Genomic DNA, 25,466 nt, shown 5'->3' with positions numbered 1-25,466 from the left:
AAAAAATGTTATCGCAACTATCCCGGCGCTTTACCAGCATAAGCTTTTTATTTTTTAAGTTTTTACTTTATTTACCCGTAAATCCGTACTTAAAACAATAATTTTTTTAAATTTTTACTTTTTTAGGTACCCACAATTAAAGCTAAATTGTGCCTAAACTGAGACTAAACCAGTATAGTTAAAATCAAAATTCCCTTGAATTTTTTCTGCGATGCACCTAAATAAAAACCTGATTATAGCTGATACCCATAGTTTTGCAAAGCCGCAACAAGCCGTGGTAACGCACTTGCAACTGCAGTTACATGTAGATTTTATAAATAAGCAATTAACCGGTCAGGCTAAGTACCGCATCCAGCAACAGCCTGGGGCCAACCAGATTATTCTGGATGTAAAAGATTTAGTCATTCAGCAGGTGCTGGTGCAAGACGAGCCGGCTCATTTTACATTAAGTGCGCCCCAACCTTACCTGGGTCAAACTTTAGCAATAGAATTAACCCCAACTGCCCACGAAATAACTGTTATTTACCAAACTACTCCCGCGGCGGCCGCTTTACAATGGCTGGAACTGGAGCAAACTGCCGGCGGTAAGTTTCCATTTTTATTTACCCAATCGCAAGCTATTTTGGCCCGTACTTGGCTGCCCTGTCAGGATTCGCCGGCTGTGCGGTTCACGTACGAGGCGCACATTCAAGTGCCGGCGGGCTATTTAGCTTTAATGAGTGCCGAAAATCCGCAGGAAACCAACGGGACCGGTGAATATCATTTTACCATGCCGTTTGCCATTCCATCGTATTTAATGGCGCTGGCGGTAGGTCGTTTGCAATTTGCTGCCCTGGGAACGCGCACCGGCGTTTATGCCGAACCAGAAGTATTAAACGCCGCAGCTTACGAGTTTAAAGAAATGGAGCAGATGTTAGAATCGGCCGAAGATTTGTACGGCAACTATCCTTGGGGCCGGTACGATTTGCTGGTATTGCCGCCCAGTTTTCCGTTTGGGGGCATGGAGAATCCGTGCTTAACGTTTGTAACTCCCACCATTATTACCGGCGATCGCTCGCTTACCAGTTTAGTGGCGCATGAGTTAGCGCATTCTTGGTCGGGTAATTTGGTAACCAATGCAACCTGGAACGACTTTTGGTTAAACGAAGGCTTTACCGTGTATTTTGAACGCCGGATTATGGAGTATTTGCACGGGCCAGACTACGCCGATATGTTAAAAGTTCTTGGCTACCAGGATCTAATAAAAACCATCCAGGAATTAGGCCCTAGCAATCCGGATACCTGCCTGAAACTAAATTTACTTAACCGCGACCCGGACGAAGGATTAACCGAGATTGCCTACGAAAAAGGTAATTTATTTTTGCTTACCCTGGAAAATGCCGTTGGCCGCTCCCGCTTTGACGCTTTCTTAAACGAGTATTTTAAAATTTTTAAATTTCAATCGAATACTACCGAGTACTTCCTGGAGTTTTTGTACGAGTTTTTCGCCCCGGAACAAGAAATTATCTCCACGCTAGTAAAACCCGAAAACTGGATTTATCATCCCGGTTTACCCGAAACGGCCATAGAAGTAAAGTCAACCCGTTTTATACAAGTAGAAGAAGCGGCTGCGCACTGGCATAAAAACCAAAATTTAGCAGGAATAAATACCGCGGGTTGGAGCACGCAGGAATGGTTGTATTTTTTAAATTTGATTGAAGCTCGTTTAGACGCTCCCGCCATGGAGTTACTGGATAACGCTTTTGAATTTACCCAATCCGGAAACGCTGAGATTTTAGCAGTTTGGTTAGAAGCTGGCTTAAAAGCCCGGTACGCTCCCGTAATGCCAGCACTCGAAAAATTTTTACAGCAGGTAGGCCGCCGGAAGTTTGTTCTGCCTTTATACCGGCAGCTTGCTGCTAACAAACATTACGGCGAAAAAGCCCAGGAAATTTTTAAAAAATCGCGGGCTAATTACCACGCTGTTACCCGCCTATCAATAGAAAAACTGCTGAATAAGTAAATTAATTTATAAGTTGTTTTAAAAAGGAAAATCCTGCATGCTGCTTTTAAAGCAACATACAGGATTCTCACTTCTAAATTACACTATACTTACTCAAATATACAAATAGTTTTAAATTATATTCAAAAATTTAAATATAATTTTTTTAGTGATTTTCGGCTTTAATATTTACCGAAGATTCTGCAATATCAGTAAGCAAGGTATCGGTTTTTTTCTCTTCGTTTAAAGTCTCCAACAGCAGGTTTAATGCTTCGGTGTGGCCCAAATATTTGGCGTAGGTGCTGGCCGTACCATAACCCGCAATTTCGTAATGCTCTACCCGCTGCGCGCTGGCAATAATACCGGCATCCATTACTTCGGCGTCGGCATCTTCGCTCATCATTTCTTCCGCTTCTTTCAATAAACCTTCCATGGCTTTACACTTAATAGCTTCGGCCTTTAAATTCATCGATTGGAAAACTTGCTCCAGGCGTTTTACCTGGTTTTCCGTTTCGGTCATGTGTGTTTGAATGGCTTCTTTTAATTTGGGCGATTTAGCAGTAGAAAGCATTTTGGGCATGGCTTTCAGCAGTTGCTGCTCGGCGCCGTATAAATCTTGTAATTGGTGAACCAATAAATCATTTAAGGATGTCAGTTTCATAGTCTTAAAATTTAATTAGATTAATGTATAAATAAAATACTCCCTCTGCTATACGCCCGCCTCCAACGAAGGTTAATGATTTAATGAAAAGATAATTTAGTTAAAAGGGGCAAGCTAAAAACTTTAAATTTTCGGATTAGGCACCTTTTAAGGCTGGATTTTTTTAAAATTTAAAATTTTAGAAAAATTAAAAAACTGGAAATGGAGCTTATAACCAGGTTGCTATTTTATGTTTATCCAGAATTAACTGCGTAAATTTGGAAGGTTGCTGTGGTAATAAAACTGGAACTTGTAACCAAAAGCCCGTAATTTGCATACATAAGCCAGGTTTAGAATTTTAAAACCGGGCAATTTTTATGATTTAAGACCGCAGATTACTCGTGAACACACCCAAAGGAAAGATTATTGCCATTGGCGGCAACGAAGATAAAGGCACTTACCCGAACTCGCGCAGTCAGCGCAAATACTACTTAAACTTTTTTGAACTGGGTATTTTAAAACGCTTTACCAACGAACTGGGCAAAACCAATCCCCGGATTGAAGTAATTACCACGGCTTCCATGATTCCGGAGGAAGTAGGTGTGATTTATCAAAAAGCTTTCGGAATTTTAAATTTTACAAACATTGGCCTGATGCACATCCGGGCTTTGCCCGAAACCGATTTACCGCTTTACCTGGACCGCTTAAAAGCCGCCGATGGCATCTTATTTTCCGGAGGCGATCAATACCGCATTACCCAGGCATTTGCCGGAACAGAATTTCTGCGGATTTGCAAAGAGCGTTACCACAACGAAGAAAACTTTGTGATTGCCGGCACCAGCGCCGGGGCCATGGCCATGTCGGGGATTATGATCCGGCGGGGCAGCAGCTTTGAAGCGCTTATGAAGGGTACCGTAAAACTAGACTCGGGACTCGACTTTTTAGCCAACGTAATCATTGATTCGCACTTTGTGAAACGTGGCCGGTTTGGCCGGCTCATGGAAGCAGTAGCCTTGCACTCCCGCAAAATTGGCATTGGCTTAGGCGAAGACACCGGCGTGCTGATTACCCACGGCAATTTAATTGAAACCATTGGCTCTAACCTGGTAATTATTGTGGATGGGCACCACATTAAACACAACAACGCGCCCGAAGCAAAACGCGGCGAACCTTTATCCATCGAAAATTTAATTATGCACGTTTTAGCCAAGGGCAATGTATACGATATGTACCTGCGAGAATTTTACAAAGATTCCGCCTCGCACCACCGCCACGTGCAGGATATCCTGGATAATTTGTCCTGAAAATTTTAAATTTTTAAATTCTTACAACAGTAAACCGCCGGCGCTATTTATAAATACCTACGTAAGTTGGTTCCTGATTTTTTTTACTGGCGCGGTACATGCCTTCCGAATTAAAAGATAATACAATGTCGCCTAGCTGGTTAATTGCAATAAGTCCGCCTTCGCCGCCTTGTTTTACTAACTTATCGTGCACCACGTAGTGGCACGCCTCGGCTAGCGATAAACCTTTGTATTCTATTAAACAAGCTACATCGTAGGCCACTACCGCCCGCATAAAATACTCGCCGTGGCCCGTGCACGACACCGCGCAAGTAGCATTGTGGGCGTAGGTACCGGCGCCAATAATAGGGCTATCTCCTATCCGGTTAAACTTTTTGTTCGTCATGCCGCCGGTGGAAGTGGCTGCGGCCACATTACCAAACTGATCAACAGCTACCGCTCCCACGGTGCCAAATTTTCTATCGGTTGTAGCTTCCGGCAACGCGCTGTGATCCAGCACTACCTGGTCGGCTTTAAGGGCAGCCAGCCATTGCTCGTGGCGGGCGGTATCAAAAAAGTAGCTATCGGGTTCAAAGGCTAAATCTAAACTTCGCCCAAAAATTTCAGCTCCATCCCCTACTAATAACACGTGTTCGGAATGTTGCATCACGGTTTTGGCCAAAGTAATCGGGTTGCGCACTTGCCGCACGCCGGCTACCGCTCCAGCCATACCCGTAGCACCATACATTATAGCGGCATCCATCTCGTGTTTTCCTTCGTGGGTAAAAACCGAGCCCCGGCCCGCGTTAAATAAAATGCAATCTTCCAGGTTCCGGACGGCCGCTTCTACGGCTTCTAAAGAACTTTTTCCCTGCAGTAAAATTTGGTGCCCTACCTCTACTGCTTCCTGTAAAGCTTGCCGGTACATAACTTCTTTTTCCGGGGTCATTAAGGCGGATAAAATGGTGCCGGCACCGCCGTGGATAGCAATGGCTATGGGGTTCATACGCTGATTTTTTAAATTTTTTGCTGATTACAAACTTCTCTTTCGGCTATTAAAAAGGTCTTATTTAGAATCAAATTAATCCCTAAATTATCTTTTCCGGAAGGAATTATTCGTGGATTTAATACGTATATTTGCTACAAGTAAATTGTTTTTCATTCAAAAAAATCAGGATTATGTCTTTTGAGGTTCAAGGAAGATTACACGAAATATTCGATGAGGTTCAGGTAAGTGAGAAATTCCGGAAACGCGAATTTGTGCTGGAAATTCCAGATGGTTCTTTTACGCAGCACGTTAAGTTTCAGTTAACGCAGGACAAATGCAGCGTAGTGGATCAATACAAAATTGGGGATGAAGTAAAAGTAAACTTTAACCTATCGGGTAAACCTTTTACCAAGAACGGCACTACCATGTATTTTACTAACTTGCAAGCCTGGCGCATGGAGAAAGCTGGTGCTGGTGGTGGTAATGCGGGTAACGGTAGAGCGGAGCAACCAGCTACCAGTAGTCCTTTCTTAACCGAAGAAATAGATAACGATCTTCCATTCTAAGTAGGTCTTGTTCTGTTTATGAGTAGAATGCGGGTAAATAACCCGCATTTTTTTTGTGCCTCGTATAAACGTAAGCCGAGCGGTTTTAGCAAATTTTTAAAATTTTAAACATTCGGCAAGGTATTTTTTTTATAAAAGCATGAGTGAGAAAATAGCCTTAATTACCGGCGCGAGTTCCGGCATCGGGAAAGCCACGGCTTTGGAGTTAGCTAGGCAGCAATATGTCCTGATTATTGTGTCGCAGAACGAACGGCGCGGTTACCAGGCTATTCGGGATATTTACCAGGTAGCCCCAGCCGCCGAAGCCGAGTTTATTCCCTGCGATTTATCGGACCTTAACGCGGTGCGGCGCTTAGCCGATACGATTCACCAAAAGTACAGCCAGTTAGATGTATTAATTAATAATGTCGGCATATTACCCGGCGAGTATGAACTTACCCCCGATGGGTTTGAGCGGGCCTGGGCTACCAATCATTTAGGGCCATTTCTGTTAACCAATCTGGTATTGGATTTACTGCAGGAAGCGCCCGCCGCCCGGATAATTAACGTATCTTCGGAGGCGCACCGGATGGGGAAGATTGATTTGGAGGCTGCGGTAAACCCCCAAAAATACAGCGCTTTTATAGCTTATTGCAACTCCAAACTGGCTAATGTGTTGTTTACTTACGAACTCGCACGCCGACTAAACAGTACCAACATAACCGCGAATGCCATGCACCCAGGCATAATTGCTAGTAGTTTTGGCCAAACCGGCAGCGGTTTGTTAAAGTGGTTTTTTAAAGTAGCGCGGCCATTCATGCAAACGCCTGAAAAAGGCGCTGCCACCAGTATTTACCTAGCTACTTCGCCGGAGGTAGAACAGCAATCAGGCCTTTATTATAAAAATCAAAAGCCGGTTAAATCATCCCTACTTTCGTATAATAAAAGTCTGGCGCAGGAGTTATGGCGTATAAGCGCCGAACAAGTTAAATTATAGCGAGGTACTGGCTCATCTGCTTACAAACAAGTTTATCTATGCACGATTTGTTGCGTTTAATTGCGATTGGCGAAAACGAGCAATTAGATTTTAAAAAAAATATTACCCATCCGGATAAAATTGCCCGTACTTTGGTTTCGTTTGCCAACACCCGGGGTGGTACTATTCTGGTGGGGGTGCAAGATAACGGTACCATTAGCGGCGTAGACCCCGAAGAAGAAAAACATACGTTGCAACTGGCGGCCCGGCATTACTGCAAACCTCCACTGTTGCTAAAATACCGCGAAGTAGAAATAGAAAACCGGTTAGTGCTGGAAGTAATTATCCCCGAAAGTACCCAAAAACCCCATCTGGCCCAGGTAAAAGAAAACGACTGGCGCAACTACGTACGGGTAAAAGACCAAAGTGTGCAAACCAGTAAATTAGAAATGCCGGCAAAGAGTACCGAGGCAGCTTTAAGCGAAGTGGCCCGCCCCTTAAACCTGGATAAACCCGATTATCAGGTGCTGGATTATTTAAAAAATAACCGGCGGATTACCTTACCGGAATTTATGAAGCTGGCCCATATTTCGAAAAGGCGCGCTTACCGCATTCTTATAAAATTAGTGTTGCACGGGTATTTGCGGTGGCACGAAAAGGAAAAAGAAGATTTTTATACTTTAAGTTAGTTTACCAAACTGAATTTTTAAAAAATTTAAATTTATCCTTAGCGCTAGGGCAATTGCGGCGAACGGGTTTTTAACTCCCGAAAAATTTCATCGCTGGGTTTATCTTTTGCTGCAAAGAATATCTGCTCCCCGTTTTTTTTGGTAATTTGAATAAAGGGCGGGTTTTTCGTATGCATCAATAATTTTACCTTTTTACCCGCGCGGGTGCCAAAATACCCTTTCCGAACGGAGCTCGCTGCAAAACCATTCTTCCGGATGGTAATAGCGGGTAATTGCGCGACTAAGGCAATCGACTCTATGTCAGAAATGGGTATTAGCTCGCCGTACACCCCGGTTAGCTCAATAGATTGAGGATTAATTAAAAGCTGGTTTTCCTTAAAAGCCAAGCCAAAAATACCAATTACAAAAGCTAAGGCCGCTACACCAATAACCAGCCCTACTTTGGTTTGCTTGGCAAAAACATTACCACTGAATTTTTGGCTACTCCAGATAAAATACAAGTAAGCGAGTATGGGGTAAACACCCACAAAAACACCTCCGGCATTTTCGCTGATAAAAGTATGTACCAGCAAGCCAATCAGAAAAAACGAAAGGCCTAAGAAAATGTGGAATTTGCGGAAAAAAGGAATATAACCCGCTAAGTAAAATTTTTTCTTATCGGCTTCGGATAAGGTGTTATAGCCCGATAAAAGATACGGGGCATTGCTTTCAGTAACAATAAAGGCAACTACCAAGAACAACAAGCTAAGGCCGCCCAGAACATAAAGCATTCCCCTAAATTTTTAAATTTTTTAAATTTCTAAAATATTAAAAAGAAGCTGTAAGGTTTACAAAGACTTTAACTGCGGCCCGGATTGGTAACGTTCGGCCGTTTCGGCTTCTTCGTGGCCATCCGGGTAAATGGCTTTAATGGGCCAACCGTTTTCGTATACTACCGTTTTGCGTAAAGAACCATCGGGGTTATAGTACTTCCAGTCGCCAATCCAGTAATAATGAATCCGATCTTTGGTATTTTCCTGTACGGCTTTGCCAGTGTGCGCAATCTGGCCATTTCTGTGGTAATAAGTCGCATTCAAAATCCGAAAGTCTTTTTTAGAGTCGTACTTTTCCACCAAATACAACTGGCCGTTGGGGTAAAAGTATTTCCATTTTTTTACCTGCTTGCCGTTTTTGTAGCGGCCTTTACTGGTTATTAAATCCGGATCGTTTTTATCTTCTTTGTAGTTCCAGCGGCCTACGTGTTCTTTTTCTTTATTGAGTTTATTTTTACCAAATACATTTTTGAGGATTTGCGCCTGCGCGGTTGGCTTTATGGCCAAACCCAATAGTATCAGCAATCCGAGGCGGAGTATAATGTTCATGATGCTATAATTTAAATGATGGCGTTTGTACCGGTTAACTAGCGTAATATAAGTAATTTACCAGGCAACTTAAAGTTTCTGTTTACTTTTAACGCCGAGCTAACTTGTTTATGAAAAAAGAAGAGATTTATTTTTAAAGAAGTCTTTTCATTTCATAACACTATTGGCCTTTAGAATGTTGCGGTAGCGCTAAAAAAAAAGAATTAACTGCAGCGGCTTTGCTTTTAAGCCCAGGTAAAAAGGCCAGTCAAAAACCCAAATTGCGACACCAGGTTTTTATCTTTTCCCGTAGAAATATTCCGGCTAACTTACTAGGAGTTCCGCTCCACAATGGCTAAACTACCATACTATTTACCCGCATTACTTTCTTGTGTATGACCGAAATTCAAAAAAACAAAAGAGCTCCTGCCCGTAAAAAGACGGAAGCACCTGCCAAAGTAAAAAAAGTATTTGTGTTGGATACCTCCGTCATTCTGTACGACCACAGCGCCGTAGAGCATTTTGAGGAGCACGACGTAGCCATACCCATTACGGTTCTGGAAGAACTGGATAATTTTAAAAAAGGCAATGATATAAAAAACTTTGAAGCCCGCGAGTTTATCCGCTTCATCGATCAGTTGTCGCACGAAAATATGCTGCAGGATTGGCTGCCCTTAAGCGGGAAGAACAAAGGCAATTTCCGGGTACTGATGACACACGATTCGCCGGTAGACGCCGAAAAAGTTTTTAATGAAAGAAAGGCCGACCACAAAATTTTAAATTCGGCACTGCAGTTACAGCACGAAATGCCCGGTACCAAAGTAATTTTAGTTACCAAAGACATTAACCTACGTTTAAAAGCCCGGGCCTTAAATTTACCTGCCGAAGATTACGAAACCGGCAAAGTGCAAAACGTAAATGCCCTGTATACGGGCAACGACCTACTCGAAAACGTACCCGCTAATTTAATTACCGAACTTTACGAAACCGGAATATCCACTAACCTGGAAGTTTTAAAACAAGAACCACCGGATAATCATTATTATATACTAAAAAGTTATAAAACCTCGGTACTGTCGTATTATAACCCCGTAGAACGGCGGCTGGAGCGGGTAGATAAATTAACCGGCTACGGCATAAAACCCCGGAATGCCGAGCAGGCCTTTGCCTTGCACGCCATCATGAACCCCATGGTAAAATTAGTAACCATTCAGGGCGTGGCGGGTACCGGTAAAACTTTGCTGACATTGGCCGGGGCGATAGAACAACGCCGGAATTACAAACAAATTTATCTGGCGCGTCCCATTGTGCCGCTGAGTAACCGCGATATTGGCTTTTTGCCCGGCGATATTAAATCCAAAATAAACCCGTACATGGAGCCGCTCTGGGATAATTTAAAATTTATCTCGAACCAGTTTGCCGAAACCAGCAAAGAACATCAGAAAATAAGAGAATTAACCGAACAGGAAAAGCTGGTAATTACGCCGCTGGCTTATATCCGCGGCAGGAGTTTATCAAATATTTTCTTTATCGTGGACGAAGCCCAGAACCTAACGCCCCACGAAATAAAAACCATTATTACCCGGGCTGGCGAAAACACCAAAATTGTGTTTACCGGCGATATTTACCAGATAGATACCCCCTACCTGGACACGCAAAGTAACGGGTTATCTTATTTAATTGATAAGGCTAAAAACCATCCCTTGTACGCCCACATAACTTTGCTAAAAGGCGAACGGTCGGAGTTGGCAAACCTGGCTAACGAGTTATTATAACTTACAGAAGCAAACAAGTCGAGCTAAAAAGGCGGCGTTGGTATGGCACCAGCGCCGCCTTTTTACTTGAATCTGCGTTAGATTAACTTTATTTTAAACCGTATACTCAAAAATTTAAAAAATGAAGTAACCTATGCGCTTAGTAGAGTTAACGTCACAGAAACCGCTTAACTACAAAAACTTTTTCCTGCAAGGCTTACGCGACCACCCGGATTGTTTCCGGACCAGCCCGGCGGATGATTTATGGACTTATTTCCCTACGGAGGGATCTAGCGAGAGCTTTACGCTGGCAGTAATTACATCCACCGAAGAGTTAATGGGCGTAGTAAGTATGGAACGGGAAACTTCTGCGAATATGCGCCACAAAGCTTTGTTGTACCGCATGTACGTGGGTTTACCGTACGCAGGCCAGGGTATCGGTAAAATTTTGATACAAAACACCATTGCCAAAGCCCGCCGTTTACCCGGCCTAGAACAAATTTACCTTACCGTAATTGCCAGCAACGTAAAAGCTAAAAAACTCTACCAAAGCTTTGGTTTCGAGGTGTTTTCTCATGAAAAAAATGCCCTAAAAACCCCCGCCGGCGTTTATTACCACGAAGAGCAAATGGTTTTATTTTTGTAACTTGTATGCTTTAGCTTATAGATTTTATTCTGTTAAATAACGATTCTTTAAAATTTGCATATGATGAAACTCGTGCGCCGCAATAATGGTAATTAAACCCCGCACCGTAACCGGGGAATTATTAGCCATGCCTTCGCGGAGCAAAGTTTGCTGGTTAAAGCTGCTGAACAAAGTAATGTTGCTCAACCTTTGCCACTCGTACTCCTGCCATAAACTCGCAAATTCCCGTTCTTTAAAAAAAGCGTGGTTTACGTATTCATTTTCGTCAAAGCCCGGCAACGTTTGTTGGTCGCCGCGGGCAATGCACAAGGCCCGGTAAGCCAGAATACGTTCCGTATCTACCATGTGGCCAAATAATTCTTTAATGCTCCATTTGTCAGGGCCGTACGCGTAGTTTAATTTTTCGTCGGGCAAATTTGTGAGTATGGTTTTTAACTCCGCGGCTTGTTGTTGTAATCGCTGAATTATATCCCCTTCCGGAATTTGCACCAGGTATCTTTGGGCAAAAACAGCTACTTCGTTTAAGGGCGCTTTGGCAATCATAGGGTTTAGGGTTAGTTCCGGAATAAATGTAAGCGTTTGTGGTTTTTGCCCCAAAATTTTATTCTAAATAGTAACCTGGCAATTGGTTATCTCGGGCGCATAAATTATCGTATATACTCTAAATTTTAAAATTTAAGCCCATGAGTACATTATCGGATAAAGGTTTAGAAATTTCTAAAAAAGCTATTTTTCACATGTTGGTAAAACGGGCTGCGACGCTGCTGGGTAAACCCGTAAAAATCGGTCTGCTTTTAAAGGAAGCTTACGACAAGTTAATCGACGTAAAAAGTCCGAAAAGCGGGGTTGCGCAAATGAAAGAAGTCTTTTTCACCTTCATCCGGTTGGTGCGGGCTTATATTAACGGCTCTTACCGGCAAATACCCAACCGGGCTTTAATTCTGGGTTTAGCCACTTTGCTGTATTTACTCTTACCCATCGATATTATCCCGGATTTTTTGCCCTTGATTGGTTATTCTGATGATTTAAGCCTGATTGCCTGGTTTGTAACTACTTTCCAAAGCGAGATAACCCGGTTCCAAAGCTGGGAAACCCGCTACCTGGACGAAGAAGAACCCATGGTAGCCGTGGTTTAAGCTTTAAACTTACTGAATTAGTTTTTCTGCTCCGGATAAATTTATTTTGGAGCTGAAAACTGATTTATGAAAAATTCTGGCGCACGGGTAAGTATTTTGGGTTGCGGTTGGTTAGGTTTACCTTTAGCCGAACACCTTATTAACTTAGGATACCAGGTAGCTGGCTCTACCACCACGCCCGAGAAACTGGAAACACTCCGGCAAAAACAAATACAACCCTACCTGATTAATCTGGTTGAAGAATCTTCTACCGCTGACTTAACAAGTTTTTTAAATTCTGATTATTTAATCATCAGCTTTCCGCCGCGCCTTCGGGCCGGGCATGAAAAATTTTACTTACCGCAAATACAGCGTTTGTACCAGGCCATGCAAACTTCGTCTGTTCAGTACGTGTTGTTTGTTTCTTCTACATCGGTGTACCACGACGTAAACCGGGTAGTTACGGAAGAAGATTTAGAAGCACTAGATACCGAAAGTCCGCTTTACCAGGCCGAAAAACTTTTAAAACAAAGTACTCAGCACGCTACTACTATTCTACGGTTTGGCGGTTTGGTGGGTGGTAACCGGCATCCGGGCCGGTTTTTAGCGGGTAAAACCGGCGTAGCCCAACCCGAATCGCCGGTAAACCTGATTCATTTATCAGATTGTATTGGCCTGATCACGCAAATAATCGCGCAAAAAACCTTTAACGATACCTTTAATGCCGCGGCCGATCAGCATCCTACCCGTCAGCAATTTTATACAGCGGCAGCTCGGGCTTTGCAATTAGAACCGCCGCAATTTGCATCTTCGGTAAATCCTGCTTTTAAAATCATCTGTAACGCCAAAATAAAGTCGCGGCTTACCTTTGAATTTATTTACCCGGACCCTATGTTTTTCTTTTAAGCTCCGTTGTATTAGCGGGTTTTAACCGATATAATGACAGAAACCATTGTAGTGATTGGCGGTGGGGCCGCAGGCTTTTTTGGGGCTATTACCTGCGCCGAAAATAACCCTACCGCTAAAGTAATTTTACTCGAAAAAACAAACAAACTACTTTCCAAAGTTCGGGTTTCCGGCGGCGGACGATGTAACGTAACGCACTATTGTTTAAACCCCAACCACTTAGCGCAGTATTACCCCCGGGGAGGTAAATTTTTAAAAAATTTGTTTAAAACCTTTGGCGCCCCCGAAACCATTGCCTGGTTTAATGCGCGGGGTGTTAAATTGCACACCGAGCCCGATGGCCGCATGTTTCCGGTGAGTAACAGTTCCGAAACTATTGTTAATTGTTTACTGCAAGGAGCCCATAAAGCCGGCGTTAACATCACAACCAGTTTGGGGGTAGAACAAATAACACTACCAGGTTCAACACCGGATGGGCAATTTCACTTAAGGCTAAGTAATGGCACTACCCTAAAGGCCAACAAAGTTTTAATTACCACGGGCGGTGCCCCCAAAATAGAAAGTTACCAATGGTTACGCGATTTAGGTTTACGTATTCAGGAGCCGGTTCCATCTTTGTTTACGTTTAATGTGCCCGAATCGCCTTTACGGGATTTAACAGGAGTGGCCGTAGGTCGTGCCAAAGTAAAAATCAGCGGGCAGAATCTGGAAAATGAAGGGCCTTTGTTGATTACGCACTGGGGCTTTAGCGGCCCGGCCGTACTGAAACTTTCGGCCTGGGGCGCCCGGGTGTTACAGCAATTAAATTATCAATTTACGGCCTTAATCAACTGGGTTCCCGACCATACCGAAGAATCGTTGCGGGAGGCTTTGCTGCAATACCGGCAAGAGTATGCCCGTCGGCAGGTAACCAGCCATGCTTTATTTAATTTGCCCCAACGCCTCTGGAAAGCTTTAACCGCTTTGGCCGGCATAACCGACCAAATAAAGTGGGCTGAGTTGCCGGCTAAAAATCAAAACAAATTAGTGGAGTTCCTGCTCCGGGCACCTTTTCCGGTTAAAGGTAAAACTACGTTTAAAGAAGAATTTGTTACCTGCGGCGGCGTGGATTTAAAAGAAGTAAACCCAACAACCCAGGAGAGCCTGAAAATTCCGGGCTTATATTTTGCCGGCGAAGTTCTGGATATTGATGGGGTAACCGGGGGCTTTAACTTTCAGGCGGCCTGGACTACAGCTTTTCTGGCGGGCAAAGCCATGGCCGCCAACCAAAATAATTAAGCTTTAGGTAATTATAACTACACATCCTGTATTTTTAAGTAACATTTTCCCGCCGATATCAGTTTATAGGACAGAAATAATTCTAAACTCTGTTTTTAATAAAGATAAAACTATGGACAAAGAAAAAGATATTGTAGCGGTGGTACACCACCTGATTGAACGGGCCAAAGATGGCGAAAAAGGGTACCGTACCGCTTCCGAAGATGTACACGAGCAAGATTTAAAAAGCTTATTCCGGCAATACGCAGTACAGCGCGACAACATGATTACCGAATTACAGGATCAATTGCACCAAATGGGTAAAACCCAGGACGAGAGTGGTTCTATTGAAGGAACCATACACCGCACCTGGTTAGATTTATCTTCGGCTATTGTGGCCCGGGACCGGAAAAGAATTTTATCGGAGTGCGAGCGCGGTGAAGATTACGCCGTATCGGCATACGAAAAAGCTTTAAAAGCTGATTTACCGGCCAATTTAAAATCGGTGGTAGAAAAGCAATACCAGCAGGTAAAAGAAGCCCACGACCGCATCCGCGACTTACGCGACGAAGCTTAATTTAAAAAAATAGAATTTTACAGAAGCAGAGGCTACCAAGCCTCTGCTTTTTTTGTTCGCGCATTTTCAAAATTTCAGGCCAACTAAATAATCCTGTTTAGTAAAAAGCTCAGATTGATAAAAATTTTAAATATTTATTTTGCTTACTAAAATTATCTACGCCAGCGGTTTATAATTCTCCTGAATTTTAATTATCATGTGGCCACTTTGTTCCCAAAAAATGCAAATGTTTTGACTGGTTCTTATTTTAAACCCCAAAACTAAACGCAGGGAATGGCTCTAAATTTAAAATATCATGATTTTTAACCGGTGGATGAACGGTAAAACTTTTTACAAGAATTATAATTGGATAGTATATGCCGGTTTAGGTTTTGGTTTACTGGCCGGTTTGCCCTCTTGCCGAAATGGCAAAAGCCAGGTGGCTGCCACCACAACTGCTGTAATTAATCCCGATTCCAGCATCAATGCAACAGTAAAACAAGTACCGGCCACGGTTCAGGTACAAAACAATTATTCCACCGACGAACATACCATTTTAGAAGGCAAGCAAGTCTTTCAGAGCAACTGCACGGCTTGTCATAGTTTTGAGCAAAAAGGGATTGGTCCTAATTTGGCGGGTGTTACTTCCCGGGTTAGTAAAAGTTGGCTCACACAATTTATCTCCAATGCGCCCGCCGTTATTAGTTCCGGCGATGTCCACGCCACCAAACTAGTGGAAGAGTATAAACAAGTAATGCCTGCTTTTACCGCATTAACCCCCGAGCAAGTAGAAGATATAACGGCTTACCTGCATTCGCAGCAACCTGAAACGGAAGACCCCAACACAGCAAAACTAGGAACGCCTTTAAATGATCCCATTCCGGCCAAAATTCCTAAATCTGAATTATTATTAAGCCTTGAGGCGGTAACAACAGCGCCGTTAACGAGCAACGAAATTCCGCTGGCCCGCATTAATACCATGGTTGTTTTGCCGGGCAAAAAGCAGCGGGTTTTTCTTCAGGATTTGCGGGGTAAGCTCTACGAGATGGAAGGCTCTACCCTGCGGGAGTACCTGGATATCAGCAAAGAAAGGCCTGCTTTTATCCCCACGCCGGGCTTAGCCACCGGTTTTGGTAGCTACGCTTTTCACCCGGATTTTTACCAAAATGGCTTGTTTTACACTACCCACACCGAAAGCGCAAATACCGCCCCAGCCGATTTTGTCTATGCCGATTCTATAAAAGTAGCTTTGCAGTGGGTTTTAACGGAGTGGCATTTACCTAATCCGAGTGCACCGGTTTTTGCCGGTAAAGGTCGCGAACTCTTGCGGGTTAACATGGTTAATCAAATTCATGGCGTGCAGGAAATAACCTTTAATCCTTTTGCCAAACCGGGTTCGCCTGAATATGGTTTGTTATACATTGGCATTGGCGATGGTGGCGCAGCCGAACAAAAATATTCTTTTTTATGCAACTCCAATAAAACTGTGTGGAGCACTGTATTGCGCATTGACCCGCGGGGTAATAATAGCAAAAACGGTAAGTACGGCATTCCGGCTATTAACCCTTTTGCCCAGGACAATGATTCGAATACCTTAGGCGAAATCTTTGCTACCGGCTTCCGCAATCCCAACCGGATTTACTGGGCACCAGATGGTAAAATGTTAATTTCGGACATCGGCTTAACCAACATCGAAGAATTAAACATTGGCGTTGCTGGCGCAAATTACGGCTGGCCTGCCCGCGAAGGCACCTTTTTACTAAATTATACTGGTAAAATGGATAAAGTTTATCCGCTGCCCACCGATGACCAAACCTATCATTATACTTACCCGGTCATTCAGTTCGACCACGACGAAGGCAATGCTTTTTCTGCGGGATTTGTGTACTCGGGCAGTATTCCTGCTTTAAAAGGCAAATACATTTTCGGGGATATTGTGAGCGGGCGCGTGTTTTTCGTGGAAAGTAGCCAGTTAAAACTTGGGCAACAAGCCCCCATTCAGGAATTTACGCTGCAATTTGCGGGCAAAGCTGCCACCTTTAAAGAAATTACCGGGCACCGGAAAACCGATTTACGATTTGGCATGGGGCTGAACCATAACTTGTTCATTTATACCAAAACCGATGGTAAAATATGGCGGGTAAATGGGTGCTCGCCCAACAAGAAAATTTAAAATTTAGCTGGTTAGTTACTTACCTCGTGTATTTACCGGTTATTTTAAATTTTTAAAATCAGGTACTTAACTTTTCTATATACTTTCCATCTGGAATGATTCAAATCAAAAAAGACTTACAAGCTGCCCACCTGCAACCTTTATTGCAAAAGTTTTGGGACTTATCCGGACAAAAAATCAGAAACATAGAACAACAGTATGATACCAGCCAGGGCTCCCCGGTTTTTACTGTTAAAGGCCATTACACCACCCGCGGCTGGACCGAATGGACCCAGGGGTTTCAGTTTGGCTCAGCCATTTTACAATTTGATGCTACTGGAGAAGTTGAATTTTTAAATTTTGGGCGCAGTAAAACCGTAGCCGTAATGGCGCCGCACGTGAGCCACATTGGTGTGCACGACCACGGTTTTAACAACGTAAGTACCTACGGCAATTTGCTTCGATTAATGCGCGAAGAGAAAATTGATTACAACGCGTGGGAAAAAAACTTTTACGAACTCGCCCTGAAAGTTTCCGGAGCCGTGCAGGCCAGCCGCTGGACGCCCATTAAAAATGGTGGTTTTATCCATTCTTTCAACGGTCCGCATTCTTTGTTCGTGGATACCATCCGTTCTTGCCGGGCTTTAATGCTCAGCCATCAGTTAGGCCATCTGTTACAAGCAGAAAACGACGTGCGGATTAATCTGCTCGAACGGGCTTTATTGCATTGCCAGGCTACCGCCCAGTATTCCGTTTATTACGGCGAAGGCCGCGACTCCTATGACATTTGGGGCCGCACTGCCCACGAAAGTATTTTTAACACCAAAGACGGGAACTACCGTGCCCCTAACTCGCAGCAAGGCTATACGGGTTTCAGCACCTGGACCCGCGGTTTGGCCTGGGCCATGTGCGGCTTCGCCGAAGAACTGGAGTTTCTGCAAACCATCTCGGATACCGAATTACTCAACTTTGGTGGCCGGGATGAGATTGAAACTTACCTGCTGAAAGCGGCCCGGGCTACCTGCGATTTTTACCTGGCCCACACCCCCATTGATGGCTTACCCTACTGGGATACTGGAGCGCCCAACCTGCATAAACTAGGCAATTACCTCGACCAACCCGCCGATCCTTTTAACAACCAGGAACCGGTAGATGCTTCGGCGGCCGCCATTGGCGCTCAAGGTTTACTGCGCCTGGGAAAATTTTTAAAAGATAGAGGCGAACAGGAGGCGGGTGAAACATATTGGCAAGCCGGGTTAACCGTAGTGCAAACTTTACTGCAGGAGCCGTACCTGAGTACCAACCCGGACCACCAGGGAATCTTATTACATTCGGTGTATCACTGGCCTAATGGTTGGGATTACGTACCCGAGGGCAGCACCATTCCGCGTGGGGAATCCAGCATGTGGGGTGATTATCACATCCGGGAAGTTGCGTTGTATTTACAAAAAATTAATAACCAGGAACCTTATTATACTTTTTACAACGGCGTGCAGTAATGGCGAAAGAGTTAACTGATTTCAAAAATTTATGCGTGCATACCATTACCACCAAACCGTGGCCTATCGAAAAAGCCGCGCAGGAGTTTTCGGCGGCGGGTATTGGTGGCATTACCGTGTGGCGCGATGCTTTAGCGGGGCGGGATATTAGAAAGACGGGCAATATGCTCCGCGACCTGAACCTGGAAGTTGTATCGTTGTGCCGGGGCGGTTTTTTTCCGGCGCTCACCGCATCCCAGCGCGAGGCAGCTATTGCGGATAATTTAAAAGCCATCGACGAGGCCGAAGCACTCGGGGCACCTATGGTGGTATTGGTGTGCGGCGCTGCTCCTGGTCAGTCTTTAACGGAGTCCCGGCAACAAATTCAGGATGGAATTATGGCTTGTCTGGAACACGCCGCAGCGGCCAGGGTAAAACTTACCATCGAACCGCTGCATCCCATGTACGCCGGCGACCGCTCGGCCATTAACACGCTGGCCCAAGCCAACGACATGGCCGAAGCCATTAACTCGCCGCACGTGGGCGTTGCCGTAGACGTGTACCATTTATGGTGGGACCCGGACCTGGAAAATCAAATTAAACGCTGCGCCGCGCACAATAACTTAGCGGCTTTTCACATCTGCGACTGGAAAACCCCTACCCTGGACATGCTCAACGACCGGGGCTTAATGGGCGAAGGCTGCATTAACTTAAAACAAATCCGGGGCTGGGTAGAGGAAACCGGTTTTAACGGCTTTAACGAGGTCGAGGTTTTTTCTAATATTTATTGGCACCAAGATCAACAGCAATTTTTAAAAAAAATTACATCGGCATACCTGCAGCACACTTAATAGTACTGGTACAATACCCGATTTTTAGGAGTAGGCATTAAAGTATACGGGTTAATGAGCAGCGGCAAATTGCTTTTTTAAATTTTTACATTTTCAGGATTACGTTTAATTTAAAAATTTATTCTTCCGGATAATGAAAGTTGCAATACGTAAATCGGTTTTGATTTTATCGCTGGGCTTTTGTTTGAGCTGCCCGGTTTTTGCGCAGGATCAGGTAGATGAAAGTATGCTCTGCCGGGGTGCTTATTTTACCGAACCAGAAGGAAAAGCCGCCCTGGAGCAATTTGCCGCCACGTACCACGACAAAGCTAGTTGGGAAAAAAGGGCCGCTATCATCCGGCAAGGCATTATCACGGGTGGGCAGTTTAGCAATCTGCCCAGTAAAAATCCGTTAAAGCCCATTATCCACAGCAAACGGGTATACGATGGGTATACCATAGAAAATGTAGCTTTTGAAAGCTTTCCGGGTTTCTTTGTGACGGGTAATTTGTACCGGCCTACTGAGAAAAAATCGATTTACTCGGCTATTTTATCTCCGCACGGGCATTACAAAGAGCAAAAAACGCAAGGCCGCTTTCACGAATCGGTGCAGAAACGCTGCGCTACCATGGCCCGCATGGGCGCTATAGTTTTTACCTACGACATGCTGGGTTACGGCGAATCAGATCAGGGAATTCACCAGGTACCTCAGGTACACCCCAAAGCCTTAACTTTACAAATAAACAATGGCTTGCGCGCCGTCGATTTTTTACTTTCTCTGCCCGAAGTTGACCCCAAACGCATCGGCGTAACCGGCGAATCGGGTGGTGGTACGCAAACTATTTTACTTACGGCACTGGATAAGCGCATTGCGGTATCGGTGCCAGTAGTGATGGTTTCGGCGCACTTTTTTGGCGGTTGCAATTGCGAAAGCGGCATGCCGGTGCATAAAAGCGCCCAGCACCAAACCAGCAACGTAGAAATAGCCGCTTTAGCCGCTCCCCGTCCCTTGCTCCTGGTATCCGACGGGAAAGACTGGACTAAAAACACGCCCGAAGTGGAATATCCGTACATCCGGAATATCTACAAACTCTATAACCAGGAAAACTTAGTTCAGAACGTTCATTTACCCGACGAAGGCCACGATTACGGCCCCAGCAAACGCTTAGCAGCTTACACCTTCTTAGCGAAACATTTAAAACTAGACCTGAACAAAGTAAAAAATCGCGAAGGAAAAATAGATGAAAGCTTTGTAAAAGTAGAAACCCGGGAAAATCTGGTAGTCTGGAATAAAGATCATCCTAAACCAACCAACGCCATTGAATCCGACGAAGCCATAACTAAAATGCTTCAGGCTTATAGCATAGCTTCCAAAAATTAAAATTTTAAAAAATTACATTTTACAACACGCAACTAGTAACTCATAACTCTCAACTCATAACTTTTAACTCAACAAAATGGCTCCCACTATCCACCAGGTAGGTATTATCATGAACGGGGTAACCGGCCGCATGGGCACGAACCAACATTTAATGCGCTCCATCGTCGAAATTATAAAACAAGGTGGGGTAAAAGTAAGTCCTTCGGAGTTTATCATGCCCGATCCGATTTTAGTGGGCCGGGATGCCGTAAAGCTGCAGAAGTTGGCGGAACAATCGGGCGTAACCAAGTTTACCACCGACCTGGATAGTGTAATGCAGAACCCACAATACCAGATTTATTTCGATGCCCAAACCACCGGCCGCCGGGCTGATGGCGTGCGGCAGGCCGTGAAAGCCGGAAAGCACGTGTACTGCGAAAAACCCACTGCCGTGAGCACCGAAGTAGCCCTGGAACTATACGAGCTGTGTAAACAAAACAACATTAAAAACGGTGTGGTGCAGGACAAATTATGGTTGCCGGGTTTGCTGAAATTAAAACGCTTAATCCAGAATGATTTCTTTGGCGAGATATTGTCGGTACGCGGCGAGTTTGGCTACTGGGTTTTCGAAGGTCACACTATTCCGGCGCAACGCCCGTCCTGGAACTACCGCAAAGAAGATGATGGCGGCATTATCGTTGACATGTTGTGTCACTGGCGCTACGTGCTCGATTATATTTTCGGGAAAGTAAAAGCGGTTTCGTGTTTGGGCGCTACCCACATTAAAGAACGCATCGACGAAAATGGCCAGGCTTACCGCTGCACCGCTGACGATGCCGCTTACGCCACTTTTGAATTGGAGAACGGCATTATTGCACACTTCAACTCTTCCTGGACCGTGCGCGTGCGCCGCGATGACTTACTTACCCTGCAAGTTGATGGCACGAAAGGCTCGGCAGTAGCCGGTTTGCGGGAGTGCTACACCCAACATTACGGCAATACCCCCAAACCCGTCTGGAACCCCGATATTCCGCAACCCATCAACTTCATGGAAGGCTGGTCGAAAGTACCGGAGCAGGAAATTTTTGAAAACGCTTTTAAAGTGCAATGGGAATTGTTCCTGAAACACGTGGTAAAAGACACTCCTTTTCCCTGGGACTTACGCGAAGGTGCCAAAGGTGTGCAACTCGCCGAAAAAGGCTTGGAAAGCTGGGCCAAACGCTGCTGGGTAGATGTACCGGAATTGTAGATTAGTCGATGATCCACAGTTCGCAGCTTAAATTTAAAAGTAATTAGTTTTCGCTTAAGTTTTTTATATAAGTAATTGGATAAAGTTAAATTACTATAGTGTCAATAGGGATTGTTGCTGTATGTTATTGATTAGTAAAATTTTAATTACTTAAAAGTTTAACATCTAATATCTTGATACTAATGTCTCTTTACTTAGTTCGAGATTGTATTTCTAAATATTTAGAAATTATAAAAATTTCATGAGAAAAGTAGCTTTTATAACGGGCGGAAGCCGGGGTATTGGGTTAGGAATTGCCACGCAATTGGCGCAGGCAGGTTTTGATCTGGCAATTAACGGGGTTCGTCCAGCCGAAGCAGTCAATGAAGTAATAGCGGATCTGCAACAACTGGGGGCTAAGGTTATTTACTGTCAGGGCGATGTAGCTTCGACCACGGACCGAGCACGGATGCTGCAGGAAATTAAAGAGAGTTTCGGTGCGCTGCATGTGCTGGTAAATAACGCTGGCATTGCCCCCAAAGAGCGGAAAGATATTCTGGAAGCCACCGAAGAAAGTTTTACCCACGTACTCACCACTAACCTGCAAGGTCCTTATTTTCTGACCCAGGCTGTGGCTAACTGGATGATCCAGCAGGCAACGCAAGCAACAGAGTTTTCGGGTTGCATTGTAAATGTTTCTTCTGTATCGGCTACCGTGGCTTCGGTAAACCGCGGCGAATATTGTGTGGCCAAAGCAGGCGTGAGTATGGCTACCCAGTTGTTTGCAGCGCGCCTGGGCGAATACAATATTCCGGTGTACGAAGTGCGTCCCGGTATTATTAAAACCGACATGACCGCGGGCGTAACCGAAAAGTACGACAAATTAATTGCCGGCGGTTTAACCGTGCAACAACGTTGGGGCGAAGCTTTAGACGTAGGTAAAGCTGTGGCCGCTTTAGCGCTGGGCTATTTCCCCTATTCTACCGGTCAGGTGTTAATGGTGGATGGCGGTTTAACCTTACCTCGCTTGTAGAAATTCTAAAATTTTAAAAATTTTTTAAAACGTAACTACCTAAATCCTGCGGTATGACTTCCAGCCCTCCTTTTAAGCAATTGTTAAAAGTACCCGTAATTGTAGCTGCCCTGGGTTACCTGGTAGATATGTACGACTTGTTTTTGTTTAACATTGTGCGGGTCCCCAGTTTAAAAGATTTAGGTTTATCCGACGAAGAGCTGTTTCACAAAGGATTGCTGATCCTGGATATGCAAATGGCCGGCATGTTAATCGGCGGCATACTGTGGGGAATTTTGGGCGATAAAAAAGGCCGTTTGTCGGTGCTGTTTGGTTCTATTTTGTTGTATTCGCTGGCCAATATTGCCAACGGATTTGTTACATCTTACGAACAGTATCTGCCTTTGCGTTTTATTGCGGGCATTGGCTTAGCCGGAGAACTGGGTGCGGGTATTACTTTAGTGGCCGAAATTTTACCCAAGGAAATACGTGGCTGGGGTACTACGCTGGTGGCTACTACCGGGGTTTTTGGGGCGATACTGGCTTATTTTGTGGCCGCTACTTTCGATTGGCGCGTGTCTTACTTTGTGGGCGGGGCTTTAGGCCTGGTATTACTCTTAATGCGGGTGCGGGTGTTTGAATCCGGCGTTTTTCTGCACTTAAAACATAAACAGGTGCAACGGGGTAATTTTTTTATGCTTTTTTCCAGCGGCGCCCGGTTTACCAAATATTTATATTCCATTTTAATTGGTACGCCCATCTGGTTTGTTTCGGGAGTGCTTATCTTTTTTTCACCGGAGTTTGGCGCCGCTTTAGGCGTAACTGAACCTATTGTGGCGGGCAAAGCCGTGATGCTGGCCTTTGCCGGGCAGGTAGGCGGCGATTTAGTGTCTGGATATTTGAGTCAGCGGTTTCAAAGTCGTAAAAAAGGCATGCTGCTTTTTTTGCTGGGTTCTTACGCTTTAATGCTGGTGTATTTACTTGTAAAAACGCAAAGTTTAACAACGTTTTACTTTTTCTGCGCCGCTTTAGGCTTTTTCAATGGTTACTGGACTTTGTTTATCACCATTGCGGCCGAATTGTTTGGTACTAATTTGCGGGCTACGGTGGCTACTACGGTGCCTAATTTGGTACGTGCTTCGGTAATTCCCATTTCGGCCTTGTTTGTTTTTGCCAAAGCACATTTTGGTCTTACCATAGGCGCCGCTCTGGTGGGAGGCTTGATTGTGGCTATTGCGTTATGGGCCTTATCGCGGCTGGAAGAAACTTTCCATAAAGAATTAGACTACCACGAAGAAGATATTCCCAATTTAACTACCGTACCCGAAGTTGGTCAAACTACTTCTGTAGTTGAAAAAAAATAATCGATTTTATGGTGTAATTGCTTATTCCCGCATTTCGATCAGGCTCTGAGATTTAAATTTTTAAAAAATTCCTTTTCTAAGAAATAAAACAAAAGCCATTTAGCTTCTTGGGCTAAATTCAGGAAGATTTAAGGTTAACACTCCCAATTCCGGGGTTTTTGGGGGTGTAATTTTTGTGCTTAATGCGTAAAAATGAAAGTAGCCGCTCGTATAACAAGCGGCCACAAACCAACCTAACCGGGTATTATTTACAATTATAACTGTAGGTTTGGGAGGTAGTTGTACCGGCCTGCGTTTTGGTGGTAATCTTAGTTGGCAGACCGTTGTTGTTGTATTCGTAAGTAATATCCTGCGATTGTATTTTATCTACCGCATTAGTTAATTTGTTCGTAGCTACCACTTTAGTAACGTTGTTCACGGCCAGTGGCTCTACGTTAATAATCGGTGTGCTTTTAACGGGGTTTTCTTTCGAATCGTAAGTATAATCGTAAGTGTATGCTAATGTTGGAGCCTGACCCACGCCCATGGCAACGGCGTATTCTTTATGATTGGGGTTGCCTTTGTTATCGTAGGTAAAAGTCATATAACCGGCTAAACTTAAAGTTCCCTTATCCGCCAGATCCAGAAACATGTTTACTTTACTAGTTTTATTCTGGCCGTTGTACTCGTACTCGTAGCGGGTAATATTTTCCATTTTGTTAGAATCCTCCTCTTTCGAATAAAAATTCATTTTTGTTGGATTGCCATTCGCGTTCAACTCCACGGTAAAATATTCCTGCAGCACGTTATTGGCATTAAACATCGACATTTTGGTGGCTTTCCCGGCATTATTGTACTCAAAAGTCATGTACTCGGTAACGGCATTGTTTTCTTTGGTATTTACCCGGGTCAGTTTTCCTTGGGCATCATAAATAAATTCTGAATTTTCCAGCCCCGTAGCGGTATTTTCAGAAATAGTGGCGATCTGGCAAGATTTGCCTTGATTGTTATGGTTATCTCCGGGGTTAGGCTGCGGATCGTTTTTCTTAGAATCTTCGCAGGAAGCAAAAATGCTCATGAAGGTAAATCCTAACAAAGCAATAGTAAGTTGTGGTTTTTTCATGGTTCAGGCGTAGCAAGTAGTAGATGGATTAAATGTTTAAATTTTTAAAATTTTAATGGTTTAGAAGGATTGTAAAGGGCTTTGCCGCTTGGAGTAATACAAAGGTAGGTTGCCTTTACGCCGTACACTTGCGCGTAAATCAGTAATTACTAAAATAAGTACTACTACTTACCACCTGGTTTTATTGGCTTTTTACCCAAATATCCGATCAATCAATTGGCAATCTTGCAAACTATAATCCGGTCAAAATTTTAAAAATTTAAT

Annotated in this window: 24 protein-coding genes; 18 read left to right on the top strand and 6 right to left on the bottom strand. The window is 44.2% G+C overall.

Translation table 11 applies throughout. From position 1 onward, the window contains the following. Positions 1-211: 211 nt before the first annotated feature. Positions 212-2,002 carry a M1 family metallopeptidase gene (locus HUW51_RS21160; protein ID WP_185271595.1) on the top strand — a complete coding sequence of 597 codons (1,791 nt, stop codon included), beginning with the start codon at positions 212-214 and terminating at the stop codon, positions 2,000-2,002. Between the two features lie 145 nt (positions 2,003-2,147). On the opposite strand, the gene HUW51_RS21155 is transcribed toward HUW51_RS21160, so the two are convergent. After that, positions 2,148-2,642, bottom strand: a complete 495-nt coding sequence (locus HUW51_RS21155; protein ID WP_185271594.1) for a YciE/YciF ferroxidase family protein — start codon at positions 2,640-2,642, stop codon at positions 2,148-2,150. 380 nt (positions 2,643-3,022) lie between these two features. Here HUW51_RS21155 and HUW51_RS21150 point away from each other — a divergent pair, with 380 nt between their 5' ends. Further along, the gene (locus tag HUW51_RS21150) at positions 3,023-3,925 is read left to right on the top strand and encodes a cyanophycinase (protein WP_185271593.1); all 903 of its coding nucleotides are present in this window, start codon (positions 3,023-3,025) and stop codon (positions 3,923-3,925) included. A gap of 43 nt (positions 3,926-3,968) precedes the next feature. Here the strand turns inward: HUW51_RS21150 and HUW51_RS21145 are convergent, their stop codons facing one another. Continuing rightward, positions 3,969-4,910 carry an isoaspartyl peptidase/L-asparaginase family protein gene (locus HUW51_RS21145; protein ID WP_185271592.1) on the bottom strand — a complete coding sequence of 314 codons (942 nt, stop codon included), beginning with the start codon at positions 4,908-4,910 and terminating at the stop codon, positions 3,969-3,971. Positions 4,911-5,083: 173 nt separating this feature from the next. On the opposite strand from HUW51_RS21145, the gene HUW51_RS21140 reads away from it, so the two are divergent. The 3 genes from HUW51_RS21140 to HUW51_RS21130 all read left to right on the top strand — a co-directional run bounded on the left by HUW51_RS21140 (position 5,084) and on the right by HUW51_RS21130 (position 7,102). Next, complete coding sequence (locus HUW51_RS21140; RefSeq protein ID WP_185271591.1) at positions 5,084-5,458, top strand: DUF3127 domain-containing protein; 375 nt, start codon at positions 5,084-5,086, stop codon at positions 5,456-5,458. 139 nt (positions 5,459-5,597) lie between these two features. Next, the gene (locus HUW51_RS21135) at positions 5,598-6,434 is read left to right on the top strand and encodes an SDR family oxidoreductase (protein ID WP_185271590.1); all 837 of its coding nucleotides are present in this window, start codon (positions 5,598-5,600) and stop codon (positions 6,432-6,434) included. Between the two features lie 38 nt (positions 6,435-6,472). Beyond that, complete coding sequence (locus HUW51_RS21130) at positions 6,473-7,102, top strand: RNA-binding domain-containing protein (protein ID WP_185271589.1); 630 nt, start codon at positions 6,473-6,475, stop codon at positions 7,100-7,102. A gap of 44 nt (positions 7,103-7,146) precedes the next feature. Here the strand turns inward: HUW51_RS21130 and HUW51_RS21125 are convergent, their stop codons facing one another. Next, positions 7,147-7,872, bottom strand: coding sequence for a DUF3784 domain-containing protein (locus tag HUW51_RS21125; protein ID WP_185271588.1), 726 nt, complete (start codon positions 7,870-7,872; stop codon positions 7,147-7,149). Between the two features lie 57 nt (positions 7,873-7,929). Continuing rightward, positions 7,930-8,463, bottom strand: coding sequence for a toxin-antitoxin system YwqK family antitoxin (locus tag HUW51_RS21120; RefSeq protein ID WP_185271587.1), 534 nt, complete (start codon positions 8,461-8,463; stop codon positions 7,930-7,932). 374 nt (positions 8,464-8,837) lie between these two features. On the opposite strand from HUW51_RS21120, the gene HUW51_RS21115 reads away from it, so the two are divergent. Next, the gene (locus tag HUW51_RS21115) at positions 8,838-10,217 is read left to right on the top strand and encodes a PhoH family protein (RefSeq protein WP_185271586.1); all 1,380 of its coding nucleotides are present in this window, start codon (positions 8,838-8,840) and stop codon (positions 10,215-10,217) included. A 133-nt stretch (positions 10,218-10,350) separates the two neighbouring features. Beyond that, entirely contained in the window at positions 10,351-10,842 is a 492-nt protein-coding gene (locus HUW51_RS21110) for a GNAT family N-acetyltransferase (protein ID WP_185271585.1), read from the top strand. Between the two features lie 24 nt (positions 10,843-10,866). On the opposite strand, the gene HUW51_RS21105 is transcribed toward HUW51_RS21110, so the two are convergent. After that, positions 10,867-11,439: a DinB family protein gene (locus tag HUW51_RS21105; protein ID WP_185271584.1), complete on the bottom strand. Its 573-nt coding sequence runs from the start codon at positions 11,437-11,439 to the stop codon at positions 10,867-10,869. 86 nt (positions 11,440-11,525) lie between these two features. Here HUW51_RS21105 and HUW51_RS21100 point away from each other — a divergent pair, with 86 nt between their 5' ends. The 11 genes from HUW51_RS21100 to HUW51_RS21050 all read left to right on the top strand — a co-directional run bounded on the left by HUW51_RS21100 (position 11,526) and on the right by HUW51_RS21050 (position 24,100). Next, positions 11,526-11,978: a YkvA family protein gene (locus tag HUW51_RS21100; RefSeq protein ID WP_185271583.1), complete on the top strand. Its 453-nt coding sequence runs from the start codon at positions 11,526-11,528 to the stop codon at positions 11,976-11,978. Between the two features lie 66 nt (positions 11,979-12,044). After that, positions 12,045-12,863, top strand: a complete 819-nt coding sequence (locus HUW51_RS21095; RefSeq protein ID WP_185271582.1) for an SDR family oxidoreductase — start codon at positions 12,045-12,047, stop codon at positions 12,861-12,863. Between the two features lie 33 nt (positions 12,864-12,896). After that, the gene (locus tag HUW51_RS21090) at positions 12,897-14,141 is read left to right on the top strand and encodes a BaiN/RdsA family NAD(P)/FAD-dependent oxidoreductase (protein WP_185271581.1); all 1,245 of its coding nucleotides are present in this window, start codon (positions 12,897-12,899) and stop codon (positions 14,139-14,141) included. 112 nt (positions 14,142-14,253) lie between these two features. Next, the gene (locus HUW51_RS21085; protein ID WP_185271580.1) at positions 14,254-14,697 is read left to right on the top strand and encodes a ferritin-like domain-containing protein; all 444 of its coding nucleotides are present in this window, start codon (positions 14,254-14,256) and stop codon (positions 14,695-14,697) included. Between the two features lie 295 nt (positions 14,698-14,992). Further along, a complete protein-coding gene (locus HUW51_RS21080) occupies positions 14,993-16,849 on the top strand; it encodes a PQQ-dependent sugar dehydrogenase (protein WP_228466801.1) in 1,857 nt (618 codons plus the stop codon). Between the two features lie 95 nt (positions 16,850-16,944). Further along, on the top strand, positions 16,945-18,327 hold the full coding sequence (locus HUW51_RS21075) for a glycoside hydrolase family 88 protein (protein WP_185271579.1): 1,383 nt from the start codon (positions 16,945-16,947) through the stop codon (positions 18,325-18,327). After that, positions 18,327-19,157: a sugar phosphate isomerase/epimerase family protein gene (locus HUW51_RS21070; RefSeq protein ID WP_185271578.1), complete on the top strand. Its 831-nt coding sequence runs from the start codon at positions 18,327-18,329 to the stop codon at positions 19,155-19,157. The genes HUW51_RS21075 and HUW51_RS21070 overlap by 1 nt, the downstream gene beginning before the upstream one ends. Before the next feature lie 133 nt (positions 19,158-19,290). Beyond that, positions 19,291-20,517 carry an alpha/beta hydrolase family protein gene (locus HUW51_RS21065; protein ID WP_185271577.1) on the top strand — a complete coding sequence of 409 codons (1,227 nt, stop codon included), beginning with the start codon at positions 19,291-19,293 and terminating at the stop codon, positions 20,515-20,517. A 76-nt stretch (positions 20,518-20,593) separates the two neighbouring features. After that, the gene (locus tag HUW51_RS21060) at positions 20,594-21,745 is read left to right on the top strand and encodes a Gfo/Idh/MocA family protein (protein ID WP_228466799.1); all 1,152 of its coding nucleotides are present in this window, start codon (positions 20,594-20,596) and stop codon (positions 21,743-21,745) included. A 241-nt stretch (positions 21,746-21,986) separates the two neighbouring features. After that, positions 21,987-22,757, top strand: a complete 771-nt coding sequence (locus HUW51_RS21055; RefSeq protein WP_185271576.1) for a 3-ketoacyl-ACP reductase — start codon at positions 21,987-21,989, stop codon at positions 22,755-22,757. Positions 22,758-22,810: 53 nt separating this feature from the next. Continuing rightward, positions 22,811-24,100 (top strand): MFS transporter, encoded by a 1,290-nt coding sequence (locus HUW51_RS21050; protein WP_185271575.1) that lies wholly within the window; start codon positions 22,811-22,813, stop codon positions 24,098-24,100. A 244-nt stretch (positions 24,101-24,344) separates the two neighbouring features. On the opposite strand, the gene HUW51_RS21045 is transcribed toward HUW51_RS21050, so the two are convergent. After that, entirely contained in the window at positions 24,345-25,202 is an 858-nt protein-coding gene (locus HUW51_RS21045; RefSeq protein WP_185271574.1) for a hypothetical protein, read from the bottom strand. Positions 25,203-25,466: the final 264 nt, after the last annotated feature.

This window comes from Adhaeribacter swui, from assembly GCF_014217805.1.
GTDB classification, from domain to species: domain Bacteria; phylum Bacteroidota; class Bacteroidia; order Cytophagales; family Hymenobacteraceae; genus Adhaeribacter; species Adhaeribacter swui.
Note: the sequence above shows the minus strand (reverse complement) of the source record. Positions and strands in the feature narration are given on the sequence as shown.